This window comes from Streptomyces sp. RLB3-17 (assembly GCF_007113425.2).
GTDB lineage: Bacteria > Actinomycetota > Actinomycetes > Streptomycetales > Streptomycetaceae > Streptomyces > Streptomyces mirabilis_D.
In genome coordinates this window covers 1,782,874-1,807,698 of the sequence record NZ_CP041610.2, presented here as the reverse complement: position 1 = coordinate 1,807,698, position 24,825 = coordinate 1,782,874, and the positions used below count along the sequence as shown (strand labels likewise).

The window sequence follows — 24,825 nt, the reverse complement described above, 5'->3', positions numbered from 1 at the left end:
CGGTTCACCTCCGGGTCGCCGCGCGGCGGACCCACAGATTGATGAGCGTGGCGCCGAGCAGCATCACGCCGAGGAAGGCCTTGAACCAGTCGGGGTTCCAACCGGCGTACACGATGCCCTGGTTGACCATGCCGAACATGAAGGCACCGAAGACCGGTCCGATCGCGGAGCCGTAGCCGCCGGTCAGCAGACAGCCGCCGATCACCGCCGCGGCGATGTAGATGAGTTCCTGGCCGACGCCCTCGCCGGACTGCACGGTGTTGAAGGAGAACAGCTGGTGCATGCCGATGAACCACGCGCCGAAGCCGACCATCATGAAGAGCGTGATCTTGGTGAAGGTGACCGGTACGCCGACCGCCCGGGCGCTGTCCTGGTTGCCGCCGACGGCGAAGATCCAGTTGCCGTACTTGGTGCGGAGCAGGACCCAGGTGGCGATGGCGGCGAAGACCAGCCACCACACGACGGTGATCTTCACCTGGACGCCGCCGACGTCGAAGGAGGAGGCGAAGACCTTCTTCGCCTGGTCGAACCCGTCCATGGTGCTGATGTCGTCGGTCGCCACGTTCCCGGTGATCAGCTTGGTCACCGCGAGGTTGACGCCTTGCAGGATCAGGAACGTGCCGAGAGTGACCAGGAAGCTCGGTAGCCCGGTGCGGACCATCATCCAGCCGTTGAACGCGCCGACCGCCAGCGAGACGATGAGCGCGACGATCACGCCCACCCAGACGTTCATGGTCAGTTGGTAGCTGATCATGCTCGCGGTGAGAGCCGAGGTGATCACGGCGACACCGGCCGACAGGTCGAACTCGCCGCCGATCATCAGCAGGGCCACGGGCAGTGCCATGATCCCGATCGTCGACGACTGGTAGAGGACGGTCGCCATCGAGCTGCCCGAGCGCACCGACGGCGCCGCGATCAGGAAGAAGACGAACACCGCGACGGCGCCGAGGAAGACGCCGACCTCGGGCCGGGCGAGCAGCCGCAGCGTCAGGGAGCGCTGCGCGGTCCGCCCGTCGGTCTCCTTGGGGCCGGGGGCCGGCGGTGTGGTCACCGCCGGCTCAGCCTGCTGGGCCATGCGCATCACCGGGTGCCCTTCGCGGCGAACTGGGCGACGGCGTCGACGTTGGACTTGTCGACGAAGGCCGGGCCGGTCAGGATCGGCTGCTCGCCGCCGCCGCTGTAGTTGCCGTTCGTCTTGTAGAGCCACAGCGAGTCGACCGCCAGGTAGCCCTGGAGGTAGGGCTGCTGGTCGACCGCGAACTGGATCGTGCCCTTGCTGATGGCGCCGGTCAGGTCCTTGTTGAGGTCGAACGTGGCGATCTTCGCCTTGCTGCCGGCGTCGCCCGCCGACTGCACCGCGGTCAGGGCGTACGGGGCGCCGAGGGTGACGACGTAGTCGATGGCGCTGTCCTGCTTGAGCTTGGCGGTGATCGTCGACTTCACGGACGGCATGTCGGTGCCGTTGACGTACAGGGTCTCCGTCTTGCCGCTGAAGGTCTTCTTCACTCCGTCGCAGCGCTGGGTGAGTCCGATGTTGCCCTGCTCCTGGATCACACAGACGGCGTTCTTCGCGCCTTCCGAGTTCAGCCTCTTGCCCAGCGCCTCACCCGCCACCGTCTCGTCCTGGCCGAAGAACTCCATCAGACCCAGCTTCTGCCAGTCGCTGACGCCCGAGTTGAGGCCGACCACGGGGATCTTGGCCGACGTCGCCTTGCTCACGACGTCCTTCATGGCGTCCGGCTTGGCCAGGGTGATCGCGATGCCGTCGACCTTCTGGTCGATGGCGTTCTGGACCAGGTTGGCCTGGTTGCCCGCGTTCGGGTCGGCGGAGTAGATCAGCTTGACGTTGTCCTTGGCCGCGGCTGCCTCGGCGCCCTTGCGGACGATGTCCCAGAACGTGTCGCCGGGTGCCTGGTGGGTGACCAGCGCGACTGTCATGCGGGGCGTGCTGGCCTTGCCGGCCGACACCGCCGCCCCGCTCTCCTCCGCCTTCTTTCCGCCGGAGCTGCTGGAACAGCCGGCTATCAGCAGCATGGATGCTGCCGCGGTCGCGACGAAGGGGGCGATTCTGCGGGTACGGGGGTGAAACGTGCGGTCCATCTTTCCAGCACCTCACTGTGCGACAGGGGAAAGGGAACGGGACGGCGCCGGGGCGCTGGGCCCGTGCGGAGCTCGGACAGGACGTCCGGGTCGATGCGGGTGACTCGGCTGCTTCGTTGGGACGGGATACAAGTCCCTGACGCACCCCCCTGTCAATACTTTGTTAAGACATCATTTCCTGAGCAGGTCCGAATGTCAGTACAAAGTCTTGACAGGGAAGGGCCGTGGGTCCTACACCTAAGAGGCACCGGGCGCCCCGTTGCCCGCATCCCACGCATCAGGAGCGTCACGCATGCCTGAGTCCGCTGAATCCTTCGACGCCGAGTCCCTGGACGTCATCACCATGGGACGCATCGGCGTCGATCTGTATCCCCTGCAGACGGGTGTGCCGCTCGCGCAGGTCGAGTCCTTCGGGAAGTTCCTCGGCGGCTCGGCGGCCAACGTCGCGGTGGCCGCCGCACGCCTGGGCCGGTCCACCGCGGTGATCACCCGCACCGGACAGGACCCCTTCGGCACCTATCTCCACCAGGCGCTCAAGGAGTTCGGCGTCGACGACCGCTGGGTCACACCCGTCGACGCCTATCCCACGCCGATCACGTTCTGCGAGATCTTCCCGCCGGACGACTTCCCGCTCTACTTCTACCGGCTGCCCAAGGCGCCCGACCTGGAGATCCGGACCGACGAGCTGGACTTCTTCGCGATCCGCGCGGCCCGCATCTTCTGGATCACCGGCACCGGCCTGAGCGAGGAGCCCAGCCGCTCCGCCACGCTCGCCGCACTGAAGGCGCGCGCCAAGTCCGGCACCACCGTCTTCGACCTCGACTGGCGGCCCATGTTCTGGTCCGACCCGGACGAGGCACGCCCGTACTACGCCGAGGCGCTGCGGCACTCCACCGTCGCCGTCGGCAACCTCGACGAGTGCGAGATCGCCACCGGCGTACGCGAACCCCGCGCCTGCGCCGAAGCCCTGCTGGCGGCCGGTGTGGAACTCGCCGTCGTCAAACAGGGCCCCAAGGGAGTCCTGGCCGTCCACCGCGACGGCACCGTCGCCGAGGTCCCGCCGGTCCCGGTGGAGGTCGTCAACGGCCTCGGCGCCGGAGACGCGTTCGGCGGCTCGCTCTGCCACGGTCTGCTGTCCGGCTGGGAGCTGGAGAAGAGCATCAGGTACGCCAACGCGGCCGGCGCGCTCGTCGCCTCCCGTCTCGCCTGCTCCTCCGCGATGCCCACCGAGTCCGAGGTCGAGGGCCTCCTCGCGCGCGGCTGACCGCCGCCACCCCCTGAACGGAGCCTGTCTTGAGCATCAGCATCCCCGACCTCGCCACGGTACGCGCCCGGCATCCGGAGGCCATCGCCGAAGCGGCCGCCCGCCGGGTCCGCCGCCCGCTGATCGGCGACAGCGGCCGCCTGATGATCGTGGCCGCGGACCACCCCGCGCGCGGCGCGCTCGGCGTCGGCGAGCACCGCCTGGCCATGGCCAACCGCGCCGACCTCCTCGAACGACTCTGCGTCGCGCTGGCCCGGCCCGGGGTGGACGGGGTGCTCGCCACCGCCGACATCCTGGAGGACCTGCTGCTCCTGGGCGTTCTGGAGAACAAGGTCGTGATGGGCTCCATGAACCGCGGCGGCCTGTCCGGCGCGTCCTTCGAGATGGACGACCGCTTCACCGGCCACCGCGCCCAGGACATCGAGCGGCTGCGCTTCGACGCCGGAAAGCTGCTGGTGCGCATCGACTACGACGACCCGGGCTCCCTGGAGACCCTGCAGACCACCGCGCGCGCCATCGACGACATGGCCGCCCGCCGACTGCCGCTGTTCGTCGAGCCGTTCATATCCCGCCGGGTGGACGGCAAGGTCCGCAACGACCTGAGCGCCGAGGCCGTCACCCGGTCCATCGCCATCGCCTCCGGCCTCGGTGGCACCTCGGCCTACACCTGGCTCAAGCTCCCGGTCACCGACGACCCCGACGACATGGCCGGGGTGCTGGAGGCCTCCACCCTGCCCGCCGTGCTGCTCGGCGGCGAGGTCGGCGGCGACCAGGAGGGCGCGTACGAGAGATGGCGCAAGGCCCTGCGGCTGCCCACCGTCCAGGGCATGGTCGTGGGCCGCTCGCTGCTCTACCCCGCCGAGGGCAGCGTGGAGACCGCGGTGGACACCGCGGTCGGCCTGCTCTGACTCCCACCCGCCCGCGCCGACTCGCCGCCTCCCGAAGGCCCGCTCTGATTCCCGTAGAGGAGCCCCTCCCGATGACCACCACGCACCATCTGCCCGCGGGCAAGGCCGCCGCCGACGTCTACGCGGTGGACGTCACTCCCGAGTCGGCCGGCTGGGGCCACTCCAGCCTGCGGGTGCTCGAACTGCCCGCCGGCGGCTGGCACGCCTTCGACACCGGCGACAGCGAGTGGATCGTGCTCCCGCTCTCGGGTGGCTGCACCGTCGCGGTCGGCGGCGACACGTTCCGGCTCGCCGGGCGCGAGAGCGTCTTCAGCGGGGTGAGCGACTTCGCGTACGTGCCCCGCGACGCCCAGGTCTCGATCGCCTCGCGCGACGGCGGCCGGTTCGCGCTCACCGGCGCCCGTTGCACCCGCCGGCTGCCCGCCCGCTACGGGCCCGCCTCCGCCGTCCCCGTCGAACTGCGCGGCACCGGCTCCTGCTCCCGCCAGGTCAACAACTTCGGCGCCGCAGGGGTCTTCGAGTGCGACAAGCTGATCGCCGTCGAGGTGATCACCCCAGGTGGCAACTGGTCTTCCTTCCCGCCGCACAAGCACGATGAGCACCGGCCCGGCGAGGAGTCCGAACTCGAGGAGATCTACTACTTCGAGTTCGCCCCCCACGAGGGCACACCCGGCCTCGGCTACCAGCGCGTCTCGCCCTCGGGCAACGGCGCCCACACCGATGTGCTGGCCGAGGTGCGCGACGGCGACGTCGTCCTCATCCCCGACGGCTGGCACGGGCCGTCCATGGCCGTGCCCGGCCACGACATGTACTACCTCAACGTCATGGCGGGCCCCGGCACCGACCGCGCCTGGCTGATCTGCGACCACCCCGACCACGCCTGGATCCGTGACACCTGGCCGGAGCGGCCGGTCGACCCCCGCCTGCCCCTCTACACCGCCCCCGAGAGGTCCTGATGAGCACCACCACCCGTCGCCTGACGGCAGCCCAGGCGCTGGTGCGCTTCCTGTCCGCGCAGTACAGCGAGCGCGACGGCGTACGCCACCGGCTGATCGCCGGCACCTGGGGCATCTTCGGCCACGGCAATGTGGCGGGCATCGGCCAGGCACTCCTGGAGGCCGGCGAGGACACCATGCCCTTCCACCAGGGCCGCAACGAGCAGTCCATGGTGCACGCGGCGGTCGGCTACGCCCGCCAGCTCAACCGCCTCTCCGCGCAGGCCGTGACCACGTCCATCGGTCCCGGCGCCACCAACCTCGTCACCGGCGCCGCCCTCGCGACGATCAACCGCCTGCCGGTGCTGCTGCTGCCCGGCGACTACTTCGCGACGCGCTCCGCCGACCCGCTGCTCCAGCAGCTGGAACACCCCGTCGAGGCCGATGTCTCCGTCAACGACACACTGCGCCCCGTCTCCCGCTACTTCGACCGGATCACCCGCCCGGAGATGCTGATCCCGGCCGCGCTGAACGCGATGCGGGTGCTGGCGGACCCGGCCGACACCGGTGCCGTCACCCTCGCCCTGCCGCAGGACGTGCAGGCGGAGGCGTACGACTGGCCGGAGGAGTTCTTCGCCGAGCGCGTCTGGCACGTACGCCGTCCCGTCGCCGATCCATGCGAACTCGCCGAAGCCGTACAGGCGATCCGCGCCGCCGGGCGCCCCCTGATCGTCGCCGGCGGGGGAGTGCACCACAGCGAGGCCGAGGCAGCGCTCAAGGCCCTGGTCGACGCCACCGGCATCCCGGTCGCCTCCACCCAGGCGGGCAAGGGCTCCCTGCGTCACGACCACCCCGCCGACCTCGGCGGCATCGGCCACACCGGCACCGCGGTCAGCGACGACATCGCCCGCACCGCCGACCTGATCATCGGGGTCGGCACCCGCTACACCGATTTCACCACCGCCTCGAACACGCTGTTCCAGCAGCCGGGCGTGCGGTTCGTCAACCTCAACATCACCGCCTTCGACGCCCACAAGCTCGCCGCCCGGCCGCTGGTCGCGGACGCGCGGACGGGGCTCGAGGCGCTGACGGAGGGGCTGTCCGGCCACCGGGTCGACGCGGCGTACGAGGCCGAGTACCGCGCGGGCAAGGCGCGTTGGGAGGAGGTCGTCCAGGCCGCCTACCGGGCGGAGGACTCCGCCGTTCCCACCCAGACACAGGTCCTCGGCGCCCTGGACGCCGTCGTCGGCGACGACGACGTGGTCATCAACGCGGCCGGCTCGCTCCCCGGTGACCTGCACAAGCTGTGGCGGGCGCGCGGCCCGCGCCAGTACCACCTGGAGTACGGCTACTCCTGCATGGGCTACGAGATCCCGGCCGGCATCGGCGTCCAGCAGGCGGCCCCCGGCACACCCGTCTGGTCGCTGGTCGGCGACGGCACCTATCTGATGATGCCCACCGAGATCGTCACCGCCGTCCAGGAGGGCCTGCCCGTCAACCTGGTCCTGATCCAGAACCACGGCTACGCCTCCATCGGCGGTCTCTCCGAGGAGGTCGGAGGCGAACGCTTCGGCACCGCCTACCGCTACCGCGCCGCCGACGGCACGTTCTCCGGAGCCCCGCTCCCGGTGGACCTCGCCGCCAACGCCGCGAGCCTCGGCATGGACGTCATCCGCGCCAAGACCGTACGGGAACTGCGCGACGCCCTGGCCGCGGCACGCGCCTCGGACCGGCCGACCTGCGTGTACGTCGAGACCGACCCGACGCCCACCGCTCCACCCGCCGAGGCCTGGTGGGACGTACCCGTCGCCGAAGTCGCCTCCCGCGACGCCGCGTCGAGTGCCCGTGAACGGTACGACGGCCACGTCGCCGACCGCCGCCGCCACCTCTGATCCCGACCTCTTCGCCTGCCCCGCCACCGAAAGGCCCCCGCACCATGAAGACCATCACCCACTGGATCGGCGGCAAGCCCGTCGAGTCCGCCTCCGGACGCTTCGGCCCCGTCTACAACCCGGCCACCGGCGCCCAGGAGAAGCAGGTCGGCTTCGCCTCGGTCGACGAGGTGGACGCCGCCGTCGCCAACGCCAAGGCGGCGTACGAGAGCTGGGGCAGCGCCTCGCTCGCCAAGCGCACGGCGATCCTCTTCAAGTACCGCGAACTGCTCGACGCGCACCGCGACGAGATCGCCGAGCTGATCACCGCCGAGCACGGCAAGGTGCACTCGGACGCGCTCGGCGAGGTCGCCCGCGGCATGGAGATCGTCGAGCTGGCCTGCGGCATCGCGGACAAGCTCAAGGGCGAGCTGTCCACCCAGGTCTCGACCCGGGTCGACGTCGCCTCGATCCGCCAGCCGCTGGGTGTCGTCGCCGGCATCACGCCGTTCAACTTCCCGGCCATGGTGCCGATGTGGATGTTCCCGCTCGCCATCGCCTGCGGCAACGCCTTCGTGCTCAAGCCGAGCGAGAAGGACCCGTCGGCCTCCTTCCGGCTCGCCGAGCTGGCCTCCGAGGCAGGGCTGCCGGACGGTGTGCTGAACATCGTGCAGGGCGACAAGGTCGCGGTGGACCGTCTCCTGGAGCACCCGGACGTCGTCGCGGTCTCCTTCGTCGGCTCCACGCCCATCGCCAAGTACATCCAGCTCAAGGGCGTCGAGCACGACAAGCGCGTACAGGCGCTGGGCGGCGCCAAGAACCACATGCTCGTCCTGCCCGACGCCGACCTGGACTTCGCCGCCGACCAGGCGATCAACGCCGCCTACGGCTCGGCCGGCGAGCGCTGCATGGCGGTCTCGGTCGTGGTCGCGGTCGGCGACACCGGCGACGAGCTGGTCGGCAAGATCGCCGAGCGGGCGAAGAACCTGCGCATCGGCCCCGGCGACGACCCCGCCTCCGAGATGGGCCCGCTGATCACGCGCGAGCACCGCGACAAGGTGGCGTCGTACGTCGCTGGCGCGGCGGCCCAGGGCGCCGAGGTCGTCGTCGACGGCACCGGCTACTCCGTCGACGGACACCCCGAGTGCGCGGACGGCTTCTTCCTCGGTGTCTCGCTGCTCGACAAGGTCCCGGTGACGGCGGACGCGTACAAGGACGAGATCTTCGGCCCGGTGCTGTGCGTGGTGCGCGCCGACACCTACGACGACGCCATCAAGCTCATCAACGCCTCCCGCTGGGGCAACGGCACCGCGATCTTCACCCGGGACGGCGGCGCCGCCCGCCGCTTCCAGCTGGAGGTCCAGGCGGGCATGGTCGGCATCAACGTGCCGATCCCGGTGCCGGTCGGCTACCACTCCTTCGGCGGCTGGAAGGACTCCCTCTTCGGCGACCTGCACATCTACGGCAACGACGGCATCGCCTTCTACACCCAGGGCAAGGTGATCACCACGCGGTGGCCCGACCCGGCCGACGCGGGCATCAACCTCGGCTTCCCCAGCCACTCCTGACTCGCAGTGGCGGCCGGTGCGGGGACGGATCTCCTCGACTCCCGCACCGGCCGCCCTCAGGACCGACCGTCAGGACGATGCGATGGCAAGGGTTCCTGTCCGCCGGACCGCCCGGACCCCACGAGCAGCGGCCGTGATGCCCGTGGGCCTGGACTTCGCGCTGGACCGCAACAGCCCCGTACCGCTCTACTACCAGCTCGCGCAACAGCTGGAGGCCGCGATCGAGCGCGGTGTGCTGAGCCCGGGCAGCCTGCTGGGCAACGAGGTCGAGCTCGCGGGCCGCCTCGGCCTGTCCCGCCCCACCGTCCGTCAGGGCATCCAGACCCTGGTCGACAAGGGCTTCCTGGTCCGCCGCCGGGGCGTGGGCACCCAGGTGGTGCACAGCCAGGTCAAACGCCCGCTGGAACTCAGCAGCCTCTACGACGACCTGGAGAACGCCGGACAGCGTCCCACGACCCAGGTGCTGCACAACGCGGTCGAGCCCGCGTCCGCCGAGGTCGCGGCGGCCCTGGGCATCGCGGAGGGCGGCGCGGTGCACCGTGTGGAGCGGCTGCGCCTCACCCACGACCGGCCCGTGGCGGCCCTGTGCAACTACATCCCGGAAGGGCTGCTGGACGTCGACACCGCCCGGCTGGAGTCGACCGGCCTGTACCGCATGATGCGTGCCGTCGGGATCACCCTGCACAGCGCCCGCCAGTCCGTGGGCGCCCGCTCCGCCTCGCCGGAGGAGGCCGAGCGGCTGGACGAACCGGCGGGCGCCGCCCTGCTCACCATGCAGCGCACGGCCTACGACGACACCGGCCGCGCGGTCGAGTACGGCACCCACATCTACCGCTCCTCGCGGTACGCCTTCGAGTTCCAGCTGCTGCTCCGTACCTGAGCGCGCCGCGACCGACGGGCGCCCGCCCGCCCGTCACTCACCCGCCCGTCACTTCCCTGTCCGTCACTCCCCGGTGTCGCGGCGGGCCCGGTCGCGGCGGCGCAGCAGGAGGAAGCCCCCCGCGAGGGCGGCGACGCCGGTGGCGGCGGTCCAGGCCGGCAGGTCGGAGGAACCGGTGGCGGCCAGGTCGCCGCCCTTCCCGCCGAGGGGGCTCGCGGAGGAGGAGGGCGTGGCGGACGCGCCGCCGGAGGGTGACGCGCCGGACGCGGCGCCGGAGGGCGACGTGCCGGACCCACCGGCAGTGGGCGTCGGCGACGCCGTCGCCTCTGCGGCGGTGGCCCGGGGCCGGGTGAACGCCAGGGTGCCGAAGCCGAGTTGGTCGTAGCCGCCGCTGTTGGGGCCGTAGTCCCCGCCGCCGCCCTCGGGCGCGAACCGGGCCGCGATCTTCGTGAGGTGCGGCGCGTCCAGCCCCCGGCGCTTGGTGTAGTGGTTGGCGATCATGGCCCAGATCGGCCGGGCCATGGCCGGGTCGACGGCCGCCGCCGTGGACGCCGTCTCCGAACCCGACCAGATGCCGGGCGCGCCCTTCTTCCGGGTGTTCGAGGTGTAGGGCACGTCTCCGCCGAGGCTCCACTTGGCGACGTACTGGGCGCCCTTGAGGAAGCGGCTGTCGTCGTAGCCGTACAGGTCGATGCCCTGGTTCCAGGCCATCTCGCAGATGGTGCCCATCAGGCCGACGCCCAGCAGGGCGTGACCCTGGTCGCGGCCGGCCTCGACCCATTCGGCGAGGCCGTCGGCGTACACGACCGGGATGGCGTTCTTGACGGAGCCCATCCCCGCGCCGTGCTTGAAGTACTCGACGGCGCGGTCGACCTTCGCGTGGTCGTCGCACAGGATGCCGATGGCGAGGACGGAGGCGATGTTCGTCAGGTCCCAGTTGGCCCAGTAGTTGGTGATGTAGGAGCCGTTGTGGTGCGCGAGGAAGTCCTCGCTCAACGGGTGGAAGACGTCGAGCATCATCTTCTGGAACCGGGCCAGTTCGAAGCCGTCGTGACCGCGGACGAGCTCGGCGGCGTTGGCGAACTGGTAGCCGTAGAGCCCCGAGGCGAGGAACCGGTCGGCGCTGCCGTCGAGCCTCGTCAGCCTGGCCGACCAGGCGTTGAGGATGTCGCGGGCGGTGTCGGCGTGCGCGGTGATGCCCGTGACGTGCCAGCGCAGGGCGTTCTGGTAGGCGGCGTGGATGTCGTTGTAGAGCGTGACGTAGTTCTCGGGCGTGCCCGAGCCGCGGTAGACGGTCGCCTGGGGGTTGGCCGTCCAGGTGCTCTGGGCGTGCCGGTTGGCCGTCAGCCTGGCGAAGCCGGCCGTGTAGGGCTCCGCGCCGGCCTTCACCCGGGTCGCCATGCGCTGCAGATCGGCCCGGGTGTGCAGCATCCCGGGGTGCGCGAAGGCACCGTCCGCCGCCATGGCCGGGGGCGCCGCGAGGGCGGTGCCGGCCACGGTGGCGCCCGCGGCGGCACCGGCGATCTTCAGCATGTTCCGGCGACTGATCTGTGCTGTCACTGACGTGGTTCCTTAACGCTCGGTGCCCGGGGATGCCTACGCACAGGAGACGCCGTGGAACGCGGCCGATAACAGAAAGTCGCCCAGAGGCCTTCCCGCATGGTCGCGATGACCGATCCGGCCGTCGCGACCGCCCCGTCATGCCAGCGGCACCCACGTGCCCTGCTCGGCGGAGCGGGACATCGCGTCCAGCGCGGCCGCGCTGTGCACCGCGTCGGCCAGCGTCGCGCCGTACGGGGTGTTCTCGGCGATCGACCGCAGGAAGTGGTGGGCCTCGATGACCTTGAGGTCGTCGTAGCCCATGCTGTTCGCGGAACCCGGCTGGAAGGCCGCGTACTCGCCGTCCCCGGGGCCTACGTACACCGTGCTGACGGGCTGGTCCTGGTACGACGTACCCCTGCTGACGCCCAGTTCGCCCATGCGCCGGAAGTCCCAGAAGACCGCGCCCTTGGTGCCGTGCACCTCGAAGCCGTAGTTGTTCTGCTCGCCGACCGAGACCCGGCAGGCCTCCAGCACGCCCCGCGCACCGGAGGCGAAGCGCAGCAGACAGTTGACGTAGTCCTCGTTCTCCACCGGGCCCAGTTCGCCGCCCGTCGCGCGGGTGTGACCGGCGGTGGCGCCGGTCGGGCGGGCCCGGCGAGGCAGGAAGATCGCGGTGTCGGCGGTCAGCGCCTCGATCTCGCCGAGCAGGAAGCGCGCCAGGTCGACGCCGTGCGAGGCCAGGTCGCCGAGGACGCCGCTGCCGCCGCGCTCCCGCTCGTAGCGCCAGGTCAGAGCGCCCTCGGGATGGGCCGCGTAGTCGCTGAACAGCCGGATGCGGACATGGGTGACGGTGCCGATCTCGCCGGAGGCGATCAGTTCGCGGGCGGCGGCGACGGCGGGCGCGCCCCGGTAGTTGAAGCCGACCGTGCCCTGGACCCCGGCCTTGGTGACCGCGTCCGACACGGCTCGGGCGTCCTCGGCGGTCAGTCCCACCGGCTTCTCGATCCAGATGTGCTTGCCCGCCTCGGCCATGGCGAGGCCGATCTCGCGGTGCAGGAAGTTCGGCGCGGCGATGCTCACCGCCCGGACCCGGGGATCGGCGGCCACCTCGCGCCAGTCGCGGTGGGCGGCGGCGAAGCCGTACTGGGCCGCGGCCTCCTCCGCCCGGCCCGGTACCTCGTCGGCGACGGCGACCAGTTCGGGTCGCAGGGACAGCCCGGGGAAGTGGTGGGGCACGCGGGCGTACGCCTGGGTGTGCACCCGTCCCATCCAGCCGAACCCCACGACGGCAACGCCGAGCGTCTGCACCATGACTGCCCCTCTTTGGACCGGTCCAACAATTTCCCGGCTCACATTGAAGGCCCCTGCAGTGCGTGTCAAGCCCTTTGACAAGCTCGCCCGTCGTATGGAACGGTCCAGGAATGGAGCCACGCAGACCATGAGAGCACCGACGATTCGCGATGTCGCCGAGCGGGCCGGAGTGTCGAAGTCGCTGGTCTCCCTCGTGCTGCGCGGCTCCGACCAGGTCCGTGACGAGAAGCGGCAGGCCGTGCTGGCCGCCGTCGAGGAGCTCGGCTACCGGCCCAACGCGGCGGCGCGCAGTCTCAGCGAGCGGCGCACCCGTACGGTCGGGGTGCTCCTCAACGACATGCGCAACCCCTGGTTCGTGGAGCTGCTGGACGGTCTGAACTCCCGGCTGCACGACTCGGGCCTGCACATGCTGCTCGCCGACGGCCATCTCAACCGGCGCCTGGGCGAGGACCTCACCCGTACCTTCGTGGACCTGCGTGTCGACGGTCTGATCGCCGTCGGCACCCTGCCGGCCGCCGAGGCGCTGCGGACGGCGGCCGGGCAGATTCCCACCGTGGTCGCGGGCGCCCGGGAGCCCGAGCTGCCCGGTGTCGACGTCGTCGCCAACGACGACGAGCGCGGCGCCCGCCTGGCCACCGAGCATCTCATCGGCCTCGGCCACCGCCGGATCGCGCACATCGCTGGGCGGGGGACGGTCGGTGAGCTGCGCCGCCGCAGCTTCGAGGCGGTCATGCGCGAGCACGGACTGGCCGCGGAGGCGGTCGTGGAACAGGGCGACCTGACCGAGGAGGGCGGCTACCGTGCCACGGTCCGGCTGCTCAGCGCCCGCGAACGGCCCACCGCCGTCTTCGCGTTCAACGACATCGCCTGCGTCGGCGCCCTCTCGGCCGCCGAGGAACTCGGTCTCCAGGTGCCGCGCGACCTCTCCCTCGTCGGCTACGACAACACCTACCTCTCCCGGCTGCGGCACCTGTGGCTCACCACCGTGGACAGCGCCGGCCATGACGTCGGCCGCCGTGCCGCGCAGTGTCTGCTCGACCGGATCGCCGACCCCTCCCGCCCGGGCGAGGTCGTCCTCACCACCCCTGCCCTCGAGGTCCGCGGCACGACGGCACCCCCACTCGGTCAGGCGGGAGCCGGCGCCGGAGCGACGGCGGTGCGGGCGGTGAGGGACGCCGAGTAGCGGCGCAGCAGGAGTACGGCGGTGGTGGCGAGGCCGGTGAGCAGACCGAGCCAGATGCCGACGGTGTCGAGGCCGAGCGGGTAGGCCCCCAGCCAGGCGGCGGGCAGCCCGACGGCCCAGTAGCCGATCAGCGTGATCCGGAAACCGCTCTTGGTGTCGTCGAGGCCGCGCAGCAGTCCGACACCGATGTTCTGCGCGCAGTCGAAGAACTGGAGGAACGCGGTGACCATGAGCAGGTGCGTGGCGATGTCGAGTGCCCGGTCGGAGCCCGAGTCCAGGAACGGGGCCAGCACCAGACCCGGGAGCGTGACGTAGACGACGCCGACCACCGTCATCACGGCCGCCGCACAGGCCAGCGCGGTGTTCTTGATGCGCCGGGCGTCGTCGACGCGCCCGAGGGCGAGTTCGCGGCTGACGTTGATGGACGCGGCGTGGGAGAGACCGACCGCCACCTGGAAGACGATGTAGACGAGCTGGTTGACGGCCGTGTGCGCGGCCAGCGCGGCCGGCCCGAAGGAGCCGGCCATCAGCGCGGTGAGCGAGAAGAACCCGGCCTCCGAGCCGTAGGTGGCCGCGATCGGGACACCGAGGCCCACCAGACGCCCGACCGTCGCCGGGTCGGCCTTGGCGATGTTCAGGCTGAGCAGCGGTGCCAGTTCGGCGTCCCGCCGCGCCGAGACGTACAGGGCGAGGAAGGACAGCAGGTACACGGTGGACGTGGCGACGCCGATGCCCGTGAGGCCGAGCTTCGGCAGGCCCCAAGTTCCGTGGATCAGCACCCAGTTGAGGCCGGCGTTCACGGCGATGGACGCCACGGTGATCTGGAGCAGTGCCTGCGGGCGCCGCATCCCGACGGTGAACTGGCGGATGGCCTGGAACCACAGACAGGGCAGCAGTCCGGGCGCCAGCGCGAACAGCATCGTCCGGGCGCTGTCGACGACCGCCGCGTCCTGCCCGAGCAGGCCCAGGCACCGGCCGACGAGGATCATGAGGACGGCCCCGGCGACACCGGCCAGTGTGGCCACGGCCAGACTCGCCCGGACGATCCCGCGGACGTCCTCGCGTGCCTTCCCCTGCGCGGCCTCGGTGGCGTTCTCCGCGCGGGCCGCCGCGGCGGCGATCTGGTTGCCCACGGAGGTGACCAGGCCGACGCCCATGGTCCGCAACTGGTTGAAGATCACGATGGCCAGGCCGCCGGCGGCGAGCTCCCGGGTGCCGAGCAGGCCCATCATCACGGTGTCGGTGGTGGTCAGCGCGACCTGGGCGAGCTGGGTGAGGACGAGCGGCACGGCGAGGGTGGCGAGCGCGCGGCTGTCACGGAGGAGAGTGGTCGGCATGAGGGTCATCGGTTCCTGCGGAGTTTGGTGAGGAGCTCGTCGATTTCCCGTTCGGTCGCGGGAGCGAGCAGTTCGCGGGCATGCATCCAGTCGTCGTTGAACACCGTGTCCAGGTACTTCTCCCCGCCGTCGTTGACGAGCGCGACCATAGTCGTGCCCGGCGGCAGCGCGGCGAGCCGGGTCAGCGCCTCGTGCACGACACCGCCCGCCGAGCCGCCGATGAGCAGTCCGGTCCGGGCCACGGCACGACAGGTGGCGAACGCCTCGACGTCGCCGACCTTGACGCCCTCGTCGATGAGCCCGAAGTCGACGAGCGCACCGATCTCGGCGCCCTCGGGGGTGCCGGTACCGGACTGGTAGTAGTCGTGCGCGGGGCCGCCGAACGCGATCGATCCCTTGGGCTCGACGCCTATCGTCGTGAAGTCGGGTATGAGCGTACGCAGTTCACGTGCCGTGCCGCAGAGGCCGCCGCCGGTGCCGACCGCGCCGACGAGCACGTCGAGCCTGCCGTCGAGCGCCTCGTGGAGCTCGTGAGCGACGGGGAAGTAGCCGACGCCGTTGCTGGGGTTGTTGTGCTGCTCGGTGAAGATCGTGTTGTCCTGGCCGCGTGCCATCTCCTCGGCGAGTTCCTCGCGCGCGGCGGTGGCCAGCTCCTCGGAGCCGCCGTCGTCGACGTACACGAGTTCCGTGCCCATGGCCTTCATGGCGCGCAGTTTGTCGGCGCTGGCGTGGTGGTCGACGACGGCGGTGAAGGTGTAGCCGCGCTCGGCGGCGACGACGGCGAGTCCGAGGCCCGTGTTGCCGGAGGTCGACTCGATGATCCGGCCGCCGGGGCGCAGTTCGCCGCGCTCCTCGGCGTCGGTGATCATCTGCCGGGCCATCCGGATCTTGGCGGTGCCGGTCGGGTTGAACATCTCCAGCTTCAGCAGCAGTCGGCTGCCGGTCTCGGTGGCGGCGAGTTCGAGGAGAGGGGTGTATCCGATGAGGTCGGAGACGCGGGAGACCACGGCGGGGCGCTGAAGTGCTCCGGGCATGCGAAGGCTCCTGGAGGAGTCGGGCGACGTGGGGTGTCGGGCGACGTGGGGTGTCGGGCGTGTGGGGAGGGTCAGGCAGGTGAGGTCGGGTCAGGCAGGTGAGGTCGGGTCAGGCATGTGGGGAGGGTCAGGCGAAGTGGCGGTCGAGGCGCCAGCGCGGACGGGGGCGCTCGGTGTGGTCGATGACGACCTTGGGCGGCAGGGGCAGGTCGTGGAAGGGCGACTCGTTGGAGTCCATCTGGTAGCCGGCCGTGTTCGGGTAGACGAGCAGGTCGCCGGCGCGTGGCCGCCGGGGGAAGGGGATCTTCCGCCAGGTGAGCATGTCCGACTCCAGACAGGTGGCCGCGCCCACGGCCGCCGGGTAGGTGCCCACGGGGGCGACCGCGCCGAGCGAGAGCAGGTGCGGCTCGGGCAGGTACTCGCTGTTGAACCACTGCTCGGACAGGCTCAGGCTCGTGCCGTCCACGGTCAGCAGCCGGTACCCGTCGCGTTCCTTGACGCCCTGGATCCGGAACACGCTCGCGCCCGCCTTGTCGAGCAGCGCCCGTCCGGGCTCCAGCAGCAGGACCACTCCGGAGTCGTTCAGCATGGCGGCGAGGCTCTGGTCGTACCCCTCGGGGCGGGCGGCGAGCAGGGCGCGCAGCGCGTCCGCTCCGGCGACGGGGGAGTGGTACGGGTAGAAGTCCGCGGGGTCGAAGGTCCGGCCCGCGTGGTACTGCTCGCCGTGCTGCTCGCCCAGGAAGGTGTGCCAGCTGTCGGCGTCGGTGTAAGCGACCGGCAGCCCGCCGCCGATGCTGATCCGGCTCGCCTCGAGGCCCAGCACGCGGGCCTTGAGGCACAGTTCGAGCAGCCGCCCGGCGAGATCGGCCCGCGCCTGGACGGCGTATCCGGACAGATGGAAGCTGAAGCCCTCCATGCGTACCGCCTCGCCCGCCTGGACGCACCGGTTGAGGGCGGTGGCCAACTCGGCGTCGTCCATGCCGAACCGGCTGTGCGGCTGGGTGCCCGGCAGGCACCGCAGCAGCACCCGGGCCGGCCGGACCCGCCCGCTCACCACGGTGGTGACGAGCGCGTCGAGTTCGTCCAGCGAGTCCACGGCGATCAACGCGCCCTGCTGGACCGCGAGGCGCAGCAGCAGGTCGTCCTTGGCGGGTCCGGTGACGACGAGGTGCTCGCCGCGCATCCCGTGCCCGAGCGCCTCCCGCAGCTCGCCGAGGGAGGCCACGTCGACCCCGGCGCCCCCGGCCGCGGCGCGCTCCACCCACACCGCGGCCTTGTTCGCCTTCTTCGCGAAGTACACGAACCCGTCCACGCCCGCCTCGTCGAGGGCCGCGCGCATCGCCCGCAGGTTCGCGTCGAAGGCGTCGGGCAGCAGGAAGTGGAACGGCCCCCCGAACGCGTAGGAGAGTTCTTCGAGCAGCCCGCTGCCCAGCACCGCGTCGGTCGCGGGATCGGGCAGCGCGGGCAGCGAGGGACCGGCGGAGGGGGCATCGCTCACCGCCACAGCGCCACCTCCGTACCGAGCCCCTGTGCCAGTGCGAGCTGTGCGAACCGGTGGCCGAGGGCGATGTCGGTGACGACCAGACCGCTGTTGTACGCGAAGATCCGCTCCGTCGCCGAGCCGCGTCCCGCCGTCACGCCCGCCAGCACCGACGGGAACTCCGCGTCGACCGCGGGGAGTTTGCCGTCGGCGTCCGCCATGTCGGTGCCGGTGACGTTCATCTGGGCCTCGCTGGTGGCGATGACCCGGTCGGCGCGGTGCAGGGTGGACGGCGCGAGACCGTGACCGACGAGGACGGACAGCGCGCCGGGCTTCAGCCAGTCCGCCTCGACGGCGGCCGGGGTGTGCCCGCCCGCCGTCGCCACGATGACGTCGGCGTCCCCCGCGGCGGCCCTTAGATCGGTGACGACCTCCACCTCACGGTCGGGGAAGTACGACCGCACCTGCTCGCGCACCGCGGCGATGCCCTCGGGGTGGGTGCCGGACAGCATCAGCCGGTCGAGGTCCGGCAGGGTGGTGAGCAGGAACGGCAGCGCGAGCCGCCCCTGCGTCCCGGTGCCGATGACCAGGGCGCTGCGCGCGCCGGGCGCCGCGCACTCACGGGCGAGCAGCGCGGAGACCGCGGGGGTGCGCAGCGAGCCGATGCGCGAGCAGTCCATCATCGCCAACGGCAGTCCCGTGACGTCGTCGTAGACGGTCAGGGAGGTGTAGTAGTGCTGCTCGTCGCGGCCCTTGTCCAGGCCGTGCTTGTACGAGGTCTTGATCGCGACGACGTCGCGGGAGCCGTCCCGGCCGAGCATCGCGTAGGCGACCGAGTGCCCGTCCGCGGGCTTGACCGTCAGTTTGCGGGGGTTGTCGGACTGTCCGGCGTGCAGGGTGCGGTAGGCGCCCTCGACGGTCTCGACGACATCGGCCAGGGATATGTCGATTCCGGCCAGGTCGCCGGTGGACAGGATGCGCAGGCTCCGGTCGTCGGCGGAGGCGGTGGTGAGGTCGGTCATGGTGGTGTTCCTCCAGGGCGTGGGGGTCCGGGCGGTGGCCGGGTGCTCAGCTCGCGTGCGCTCGACGGGCGGCACGGTCGCCGTGCGCTTCCAGGGCCGCCTGGCCGTATCCGTGTTCGTGGACCTCGGCCGGCGGGCGGGAACGGCGCCCGGGAACCCGTACGGAGGCACGCTTGAGCCAGCGGTCGGTGCCGTCGTAACGGGCCCGGAAGGGGACCCGGCCGTGCACCACCAGGTCGTTGTCGACGACGAGGACCTCGCCGGGGTTCAGGCTCACCGCGCGGGAGACGCGGGAGAGTTCGTCCGCCAGGCGCGCGTAGGCGGCCCGGTGCGCGGGGGAGGCGTCCTCCAGCGGGGTGTACGCCGGGTCGAAACGCAGCGTCAGCCCGTCCCGGGCGTGGAAGAGGGTGGGTACGCGGGGCGGGGTGCCGCCGTCGAAGTCCTGGGCCTCGGCGTAGGCGTCGTCCGGCAGGATCGGCAGCGACGGCCGGGTCAGCAGGCCGATGTCGGCCTCGTCCAGCTCGACCTGGCGGATGCTGGCGGCGGTGGTCGCGATGTTGTCCGGATTGCGCATGCAGCTGAGCATCAGCAGATGCGCGCGGCCGGGGTGGAAGGCGTCCTCGGTGTGCGGGCTGAGCAGCACCGTGCTGCTGGCGCCGGTCTGTTCGTCCTCGTGCCCGGGGGAGGGCACGATGTTGTGGACGTAACGGCCGTCCTGCTGCCCCTCCCAGGCGATGGGGTTGCCCATCACGGTGGCCAGCAGGAGCAGGGTGATGTCGTGCAGGGCGCCGCTGTCGCCCGCGCCGGCCCAACTGGTGGGCGTGGGGCCGAGGTCGTGGTCGTCGACGTCGAGTCCCGCGAGGACGTACAGGCCGTCGGCCGTGTCGACGGGGCGGCAGTGGTGGCGGAGTGTGTCGCCGAAGGCGTCGGCGGCCTGGGCGACGCGCTCCAACAGAGCTTCGGACGTGGTGGATGTCCCGAATTCGGCCAGTATTTTCTCCGCTGCCCGGCGGAGTTCGCCCACGGAGTGGGCGTCGAGCGTGCGGACAGGTGCGGCTGCCGTGCTCATGGCAAAGAGATCCCGTTCTCTGGGGGTGCGTGGGGGGTTGGCTGTGCCTGCGCTGTGAACGGGCGGAACGCTAGCACTTAACTTAGGATAGGCAAACCTTACTAGATTTTCCCTGACCGAAACACCGTCATCACCCCATCGATCAGGGCCGGTTGTCTACGACCGACCTGCGGTTTGCCTGGTGGGTCGGCGCCATGCCATCTTGCGGAAACGGTTGTCGTTAGGGTAGGCAACCCTAAGAACTTTTCGTTTTCTGTGAGACCGGATCGAGGACGTACGTGAACATCACCAGGCGCCAAGTGCTGTGGGCCGGCGGAGCGATAGGCGCGACAGCACTGCTGGCCGCTTGTTCGGGGGGCGACGACACCTCGGCCCAACCGGCCGCCGCGGACGACAAGCCCAAGAAGGGCGGCACCCTGCGCATCGGAGCCCTGGGACGGGCCGGTGCCCTCACCCGCGACCCGCACGGAACGCAGGGCAACGAGAGCGACTACCTGATCCTCGCCCTGGTGTACGACACGCTCACCGTGCCCGGCGCGGGGCCCAACACCAAGCCCCGCCTGGCCGCTTCCTGGGAGCACTCCGAGGACCTGAAGACCTGGCGCTTCAAGATCGCCAAGGGTGCGGCCTTCCACGACGGCACCCCGGTCACCGCCGCCGATGTCGTCTGGTCGCTCCAGCGGCTGCGCAACACCCCCTCCGGCGCCGCCCGGCTGCCCGGCATCGAGGCGAAGAACATCAAGGCCGACGGCGACGACACCGTCGTCCTCGTGTCCGACTACGCCAACGCCGAACTGCCCCTGCTGACCCGCCTGACGACGTTCGTCCTGAAGAAGGACACCTCCGACAAGGAGCTGGAGAAGGCGCCGGGCACCGGCCCGTTCAAGCTCGACTGGTATCGCGGCGGCAACGCCCGCCTCGTCCGCAACGACCAGTGGTACGGCGGCACGGTCCACCTCGACGCCATCGAGGTGACCATGTTCGAGACCCCGCAGGCGATGTCCAGCGCGCTGCTCGCCGGCCAGATCGACGTCGCCTCGAACGTCGGCGCCGTCGCCGCCCGTACCGCCGAGTCCCGCAAGGACGTCCAGGTCGTCCGCCGCCCCAACGACATGTCGATGCCCCTCGTCATGCGCACCAAGAGCGGCCCCTTCGCCGACGTGCGCGTGCGCGAGGCGCTGCGCCTGGCCGTCGACCGCGACGCCATGGTCAAGCAGGTCCTGTCCGGATACGGCACCGTCGCCAACGACATCATGGGCACCGGCGACCCGCACTACGCCAAGGACATCCCGCAGCGAAAGCGCGATCTCGCCAAGGCCAGGCAGCTGCTCGCCGACGCGAATTTCGACCTCACCAAGACCTACGACCTGGTGACCACCGAGGACATCTCGGGCCTCGCGGAGTCCGCCACGCTGCTCGCCTCCCAGGCGCGCGAGGCCGGCATCAAGCTCAAGGTCGTCAAGCAGGAGTCCGGCGCGTTCTACGAGAAGACCTGGCTCAAGGGCGACCTGTACACCACGTACTGGGGCACCAACGACTCCGTGGTCTTCTTCGCCTCCAAGACCCTGGTCAGCGAGGCCGGACAGAACGAGGCCGGCTTCGACGACAAGGCCTTCGACACCTCGTACCGCAAGGTCATCGGCACCGCCGACGAGACGGCACGCGCCACGGCCCTGCACGAGCTGCAGCAGATCGAGTTCGACAAGTCCGGCTATCTGCTGTGGGGCATGGCCGACGGCATCGACCTCGCCGTCGCCAAGGTGCGCAACCTGCCCAAGCTCCCGGGCTACGGCCGGGTCCAGCTCGAGAACGTGTGGCTGGGTTGAGCCGCACGGTCGAGGGCGACACGGTGGCCGCCCCCGCCCGCTCGGGGGCGGCCACCGCGCCACGTCGCGGGGGCCCGCTCGCCGTGCGCGTCGCCGTGCGGATCGCGACGGCCGTGGCACGGCGGGCCCTGATGCTCGCGGTACTCCTCGCCGTGGTGTTCGTCGCGGTGGAGGCACTGCCCGGCGACGCGGCCACGGCGACCTCGGAACGCGGGGACAGCGCCGCCGACGTGGCGGCCAGACGCCATCTCCTCGGCCTCGACCGGCCGTTGTGGGAGCGCTTCTGGGACTGGATGACGGCCCTGCCCACCGGCGACCTGGGCACCTCCGCGCGCGGCCAGAAGGTCACCGACCTGCTCGCCGACCCGTTCCCCAACACACTGCTGCTCGGCTCGGTCGCCTTCGTCCTCACCGTCGCCGCCGCGCTCGCGCTGGGCTGCTGGGCGGCCTGTCGCCCCGGCCGGCCGGTCGACCGGATCATCGGCCACGCGGCCACCGCCGCGTTCGCCGTGCCCGAATTCGTCGTCTCCGTCGGCCTGTTGCTCGTCCTCTCGCTGTGGACGGGATGGTTGCCGGCCGTCACACTCACCGGCGCCGACGGCGCCCCCGCCACCTGGACCATGCTGATCATGCCGGTACTGGCCCTGGCCATCCCGCAGACCGGATGGAACACCCGGATCGTGCGCGGCGCGCTCGCCGACCAGGCCGCGACGCCACACGTCGAAGCCGCGCACCTCGACGGTCTGCCCGTCCACCGGGTCGTGCTGCGGCACGCGCTGCCCGGCGCGCTCCCCGCGATCGCCATCGGCATCGCCACCTCCACCGGCATGCTGCTGGGCGGCGCGGTGGCCGTAGAGACACTGTTCAACTACCCGGGCGTCGGAACCGTACTGGCGGGCGCCGTCGCCGGTCGCGACACCCCGCTGATCGCCGGGGTCGTGATCTGCGCGGGCACCGCGATCAGTGTCGTCCTGCTGGCCGCCGACCTCGTCCGCGCCCGGATGCTGGGAGCACGCCCATGAGCACTCCTGCCACCGCGGCACCCCGCCGCGTCCCCTCTTACGTCCTGCGGCGCGTCGCACCGGGCCTGCTGCTCGTCCTGGTGGCCCTCACCGGCCCGTTCCTCGCTCCGCACGCGATCGACAAACCCGTGACCGCCCCCTACGCCCCGGCCAGGGACGGCGCGCCGCTCGGTGGCGACCAGCTGGGACGCGACGTCCTGAGCCGGCTCCTGCAGGGCGGTACGGCGCTGATCGGCAGCGCCCTCCTGGTCGCCGTGGTCGTGACCGGCCTCGCCACCCTGATCGGCTGCGTCGCCGTGCTGCGTCCCGCGCTCGGCCGGGCGGTGGAAAGGACGGCCGACGTGGCGATCCTGCTGCCACCGGTCCTCGGCATCATGCTCATCGCGCTGGCCTGGCCGGACGGCGGACGCCTGGCCGTCAACACCGCGGCCATCGTCCTCGGAGTCCCCTACGCCGTACGGCTCGTCGCGGGCGCGGCGGCCCCCCTCGCACAGTCCGGCTACATCGAGGCCGCCACCGCCCGCGGCGAGAGGCTCTGGTATCTCACCCTGCGCGAACTCCTGCCCAACCTGCGCGCCACCGTGCTCGCCCTGTTCGGCCTGCGGTTCGTGGAGGCGGTCTACGTCATCTCCATGGCCGGGTTCCTCCAGATAGGTCCCCAACCCCCGGCATCCGACTGGGCGTTGATGGTCCGGGAGAACGCCCCGGGCATCCTCCTCAACCCTTGGGCCGTGGTAGCCCCCGGCCTGGCCATCGCCCTGCTCGCGATCAGCGTCAACCTCGCCTCCTCCTCGCTCGCCCCACGCCCCGTACGGAAGACGGTGACCACCTCGTGAGCCGGCCGGCCACCACCCGAGACGTCCCCGACGACGAGCCCGCCCCGGCACCGACCGCCGAGCCCCCGGCTCCCCTGGTGAGGGTCACCGACCTCGAAGTACGCGTCCCCGAGGGCCCGTTCCTCCTCCGTCCCACCAGCCTGGTCGTACACTCCCGGGAGATCACCGCCCTCACCGGCGCCTCGGGTTCCGGCAAGACGACGCTGCTGCGCGCCCTCGTCGGCCACCTCCCGCCGGGCGCCACCGTGTCCGCCGGAACCCTGGACGTCCTGGGCCACGACCCGTCGGCGCTGCCGGGCCCGGCACTGCGCGAACTGCGCCGCACCCGGATCGCCTACGTCGGACAGGACCCCGGCTCCGCACTCAACCCGCGGATGAAGGTGCGCCGTCTGGTGGCCGAGACCGCCACGGACCGCGGTGACGAGGCGGTGCTCGCGCTGTTGCGCGAATGCCGGCTGTCCACCGACGACGGGCTGCCCGACCGGCGCCCCACCGCGCTCTCGGGCGGCCAGCAGCGCCGCGTCGCCCTCGCCCGCGCGCTGGCCCGCACCCCGGACGTCCTCCTTCTGGACGAGCCGACCGCCGGACTCGACTCCGCCCTGCGCGACGACATCGCCGAGCTGCTGCGCGACCTCGCCACCAGGCGCGGCCTCGCCGTGGTGATGGCCTGCCACGACCCCGAACTCGTCGCGGCCTGCGCCGACCAGGTCGTCCATCTGTCGACTCCGGCGCAGCCCCGGGCACCCCGGGCGAGGACAGAGCCACCGCCCACCGAACGGGCACCTGCCCCGATCGAACGGTCGCCGGCTCCCACCGAACGGGCGCCTGCCCTCGCCGAGGGCATCACGGCGCGCGGGATCAGCGTCGCCTTCCGGCACCGGGGACAGGTCCAGCACGCCCTGGACGCCGTGGACTTCACGGCCGTGCCCGGCCGCGCCACCGGAATCGTCGGGCCGTCCGGTTCCGGCAAGACCACGCTGCTGCGCGTGCTGGCCGGCCTGCACCGGCCCGACGCGGGCGACGTCACCCTGGACGGGCAGCCGGTCGGGGCCGCGGCACGCCGTCGCAGCCGTACGCACCATCGGCGCATCCAACTCGTTCCGCAGAACCCGCTGGGTACGCTCAACCCCTCCCACACCGTCGGTGCCGCGCTGGCCCGCCCGCTGCGACTGCACCGGGCCCTCGCCAAGAGCCAGGTGTCCGACCGGGTGGCGGAACTCCTCGAACAGGTCGAGCTGCCCGCCGACTTCGCCCGCCGCCATCCCGCGGAGCTGTCGGGAGGCCAGCGGCAACGCGTCTCCATCGCCCGCGCGCTGGCCGCCGAGCCCGACTTCCTGCTGTGCGACGAGATCACCTCGGCCCTCGACCCGGACACGGCCACCGCCGTCATGGAACTCCTGCGACGTCTGCGCACCGAAAGGGGCCTGGCGGTCGCGCTGGTCAGCCACGAACTGCACCTGGTGGCCGCCTACACGGACACCGTGCACCTGCTGGAGTCGGGTCGCCTGATCCGCCACGGCCCCACCGCCGAGTTGCTGTCCGTCTGACTCGGCGGCCTGCCCGTGGAGGAGTTACGCCGTGTGCGTGCCACACCCGGCGTCTGCCGCGTGATCCGCCGGACAGGCCCTGGCCCCGTG

Annotated in this window: 20 protein-coding genes; 11 read left to right on the top strand and 9 right to left on the bottom strand. The window is 71.5% G+C overall.

The features are described from left to right. Positions 1-4: 4 nt before the first annotated feature. Together FNV62_RS08595 and FNV62_RS08590 are read right to left on the bottom strand one after the other, a co-directional pair. Positions 5-1,081: an ABC transporter permease gene (locus FNV62_RS08595; RefSeq protein ID WP_164331640.1), complete on the bottom strand. Its 1,077-nt coding sequence runs from the start codon at positions 1,079-1,081 to the stop codon at positions 5-7. Further along, positions 1,081-2,100, bottom strand: coding sequence for a sugar ABC transporter substrate-binding protein (locus tag FNV62_RS08590; RefSeq protein WP_097283331.1), 1,020 nt, complete (start codon positions 2,098-2,100; stop codon positions 1,081-1,083). The genes FNV62_RS08595 and FNV62_RS08590 overlap by 1 nt, the downstream gene beginning before the upstream one ends. Positions 2,101-2,392: 292 nt before the next feature. Here FNV62_RS08590 and iolC point away from each other — a divergent pair, with 292 nt between their 5' ends. The 6 genes from iolC to FNV62_RS08560 all read left to right on the top strand — a co-directional run bounded on the left by iolC (position 2,393) and on the right by FNV62_RS08560 (position 9,526). Then, on the top strand, positions 2,393-3,364 hold the full coding sequence (gene iolC, locus FNV62_RS08585) for a 5-dehydro-2-deoxygluconokinase (protein WP_143600539.1): 972 nt from the start codon (positions 2,393-2,395) through the stop codon (positions 3,362-3,364). A gap of 29 nt (positions 3,365-3,393) precedes the next feature. After that, positions 3,394-4,272, top strand: a complete 879-nt coding sequence (locus tag FNV62_RS08580; RefSeq protein WP_097283329.1) for a deoxyribose-phosphate aldolase — start codon at positions 3,394-3,396, stop codon at positions 4,270-4,272. A 71-nt stretch (positions 4,273-4,343) separates the two neighbouring features. After that, on the top strand, positions 4,344-5,228 hold the full coding sequence (gene iolB / locus FNV62_RS08575; protein WP_060901932.1) for a 5-deoxy-glucuronate isomerase: 885 nt from the start codon (positions 4,344-4,346) through the stop codon (positions 5,226-5,228). Continuing rightward, the gene (gene iolD, locus FNV62_RS08570) at positions 5,228-7,099 is read left to right on the top strand and encodes a 3D-(3,5/4)-trihydroxycyclohexane-1,2-dione acylhydrolase (decyclizing) (protein ID WP_144315003.1); all 1,872 of its coding nucleotides are present in this window, start codon (positions 5,228-5,230) and stop codon (positions 7,097-7,099) included. The genes iolB and iolD overlap by 1 nt, the downstream gene beginning before the upstream one ends. Positions 7,100-7,143: 44 nt before the next feature. Beyond that, positions 7,144-8,646: a CoA-acylating methylmalonate-semialdehyde dehydrogenase gene (locus tag FNV62_RS08565; protein WP_143653754.1), complete on the top strand. Its 1,503-nt coding sequence runs from the start codon at positions 7,144-7,146 to the stop codon at positions 8,644-8,646. Between the two features lie 136 nt (positions 8,647-8,782). Continuing rightward, on the top strand, positions 8,783-9,526 hold the full coding sequence (locus FNV62_RS08560; protein ID WP_248282599.1) for a GntR family transcriptional regulator: 744 nt from the start codon (positions 8,783-8,785) through the stop codon (positions 9,524-9,526). A gap of 63 nt (positions 9,527-9,589) precedes the next feature. On the opposite strand, the gene FNV62_RS08555 is transcribed toward FNV62_RS08560, so the two are convergent. Both FNV62_RS08555 and FNV62_RS08550 read right to left on the bottom strand, forming a co-directional pair. Further along, positions 9,590-11,059 (bottom strand): alginate lyase family protein, encoded by a 1,470-nt coding sequence (locus tag FNV62_RS08555; RefSeq protein WP_144316439.1) that lies wholly within the window; start codon positions 11,057-11,059, stop codon positions 9,590-9,592. A gap of 165 nt (positions 11,060-11,224) precedes the next feature. Beyond that, positions 11,225-12,379 (bottom strand): Gfo/Idh/MocA family protein, encoded by a 1,155-nt coding sequence (locus tag FNV62_RS08550; protein ID WP_097283323.1) that lies wholly within the window; start codon positions 12,377-12,379, stop codon positions 11,225-11,227. A gap of 127 nt (positions 12,380-12,506) precedes the next feature. On the opposite strand from FNV62_RS08550, the gene FNV62_RS08545 reads away from it, so the two are divergent. Beyond that, positions 12,507-13,562 (top strand): LacI family DNA-binding transcriptional regulator, encoded by a 1,056-nt coding sequence (locus tag FNV62_RS08545; protein ID WP_143600535.1) that lies wholly within the window; start codon positions 12,507-12,509, stop codon positions 13,560-13,562. Here the strand turns inward: FNV62_RS08545 and FNV62_RS08540 are convergent. From FNV62_RS08540 to FNV62_RS08520, 5 genes are all read right to left on the bottom strand, one after another. Next, complete coding sequence (locus FNV62_RS08540; RefSeq protein WP_143600534.1) at positions 13,505-14,899, bottom strand: MATE family efflux transporter; 1,395 nt, start codon at positions 14,897-14,899, stop codon at positions 13,505-13,507. The two genes, FNV62_RS08545 and FNV62_RS08540, sit on opposite strands and share 58 nt — an antisense overlap. A gap of 5 nt (positions 14,900-14,904) precedes the next feature. Beyond that, the gene (locus FNV62_RS08535) at positions 14,905-15,933 is read right to left on the bottom strand and encodes a cysteine synthase family protein (RefSeq protein ID WP_143600533.1); all 1,029 of its coding nucleotides are present in this window, start codon (positions 15,931-15,933) and stop codon (positions 14,905-14,907) included. A 127-nt stretch (positions 15,934-16,060) separates the two neighbouring features. Beyond that, positions 16,061-17,437, bottom strand: a complete 1,377-nt coding sequence (locus tag FNV62_RS08530; protein ID WP_143607285.1) for an alanine racemase — start codon at positions 17,435-17,437, stop codon at positions 16,061-16,063. After that, the gene (locus FNV62_RS08525) at positions 17,428-18,435 is read right to left on the bottom strand and encodes an ornithine cyclodeaminase (RefSeq protein ID WP_097283320.1); all 1,008 of its coding nucleotides are present in this window, start codon (positions 18,433-18,435) and stop codon (positions 17,428-17,430) included. The genes FNV62_RS08530 and FNV62_RS08525 overlap by 10 nt, the downstream gene beginning before the upstream one ends. A gap of 46 nt (positions 18,436-18,481) precedes the next feature. Continuing rightward, entirely contained in the window at positions 18,482-19,504 is a 1,023-nt protein-coding gene (locus FNV62_RS08520) for a TauD/TfdA family dioxygenase (protein WP_144315000.1), read from the bottom strand. A 278-nt stretch (positions 19,505-19,782) separates the two neighbouring features. Between FNV62_RS08520 and FNV62_RS08515 the strand changes: the two genes are divergently transcribed. From FNV62_RS08515 to FNV62_RS08500, 4 genes are read left to right on the top strand one after another with little or no spacing between them, the layout of a single operon-like run. Beyond that, positions 19,783-21,330 carry an ABC transporter substrate-binding protein gene (locus tag FNV62_RS08515; protein WP_144314998.1) on the top strand — a complete coding sequence of 516 codons (1,548 nt, stop codon included), beginning with the start codon at positions 19,783-19,785 and terminating at the stop codon, positions 21,328-21,330. Next, a complete protein-coding gene (locus FNV62_RS08510; RefSeq protein WP_375336698.1) occupies positions 21,318-22,352 on the top strand; it encodes an ABC transporter permease in 1,035 nt (344 codons plus the stop codon). The genes FNV62_RS08515 and FNV62_RS08510 overlap by 13 nt, the downstream gene beginning before the upstream one ends. Then, positions 22,349-23,188 (top strand): ABC transporter permease, encoded by an 840-nt coding sequence (locus tag FNV62_RS08505; RefSeq protein WP_143607282.1) that lies wholly within the window; start codon positions 22,349-22,351, stop codon positions 23,186-23,188. Before FNV62_RS08510 ends, FNV62_RS08505 begins: the two co-directional genes overlap by 4 nt. Further along, entirely contained in the window at positions 23,185-24,735 is a 1,551-nt protein-coding gene (locus FNV62_RS08500) for an ABC transporter ATP-binding protein (RefSeq protein WP_225900203.1), read from the top strand. Before FNV62_RS08505 ends, FNV62_RS08500 begins: the two co-directional genes overlap by 4 nt. The last annotated feature ends 90 nt before the right edge of the window (positions 24,736-24,825 follow it).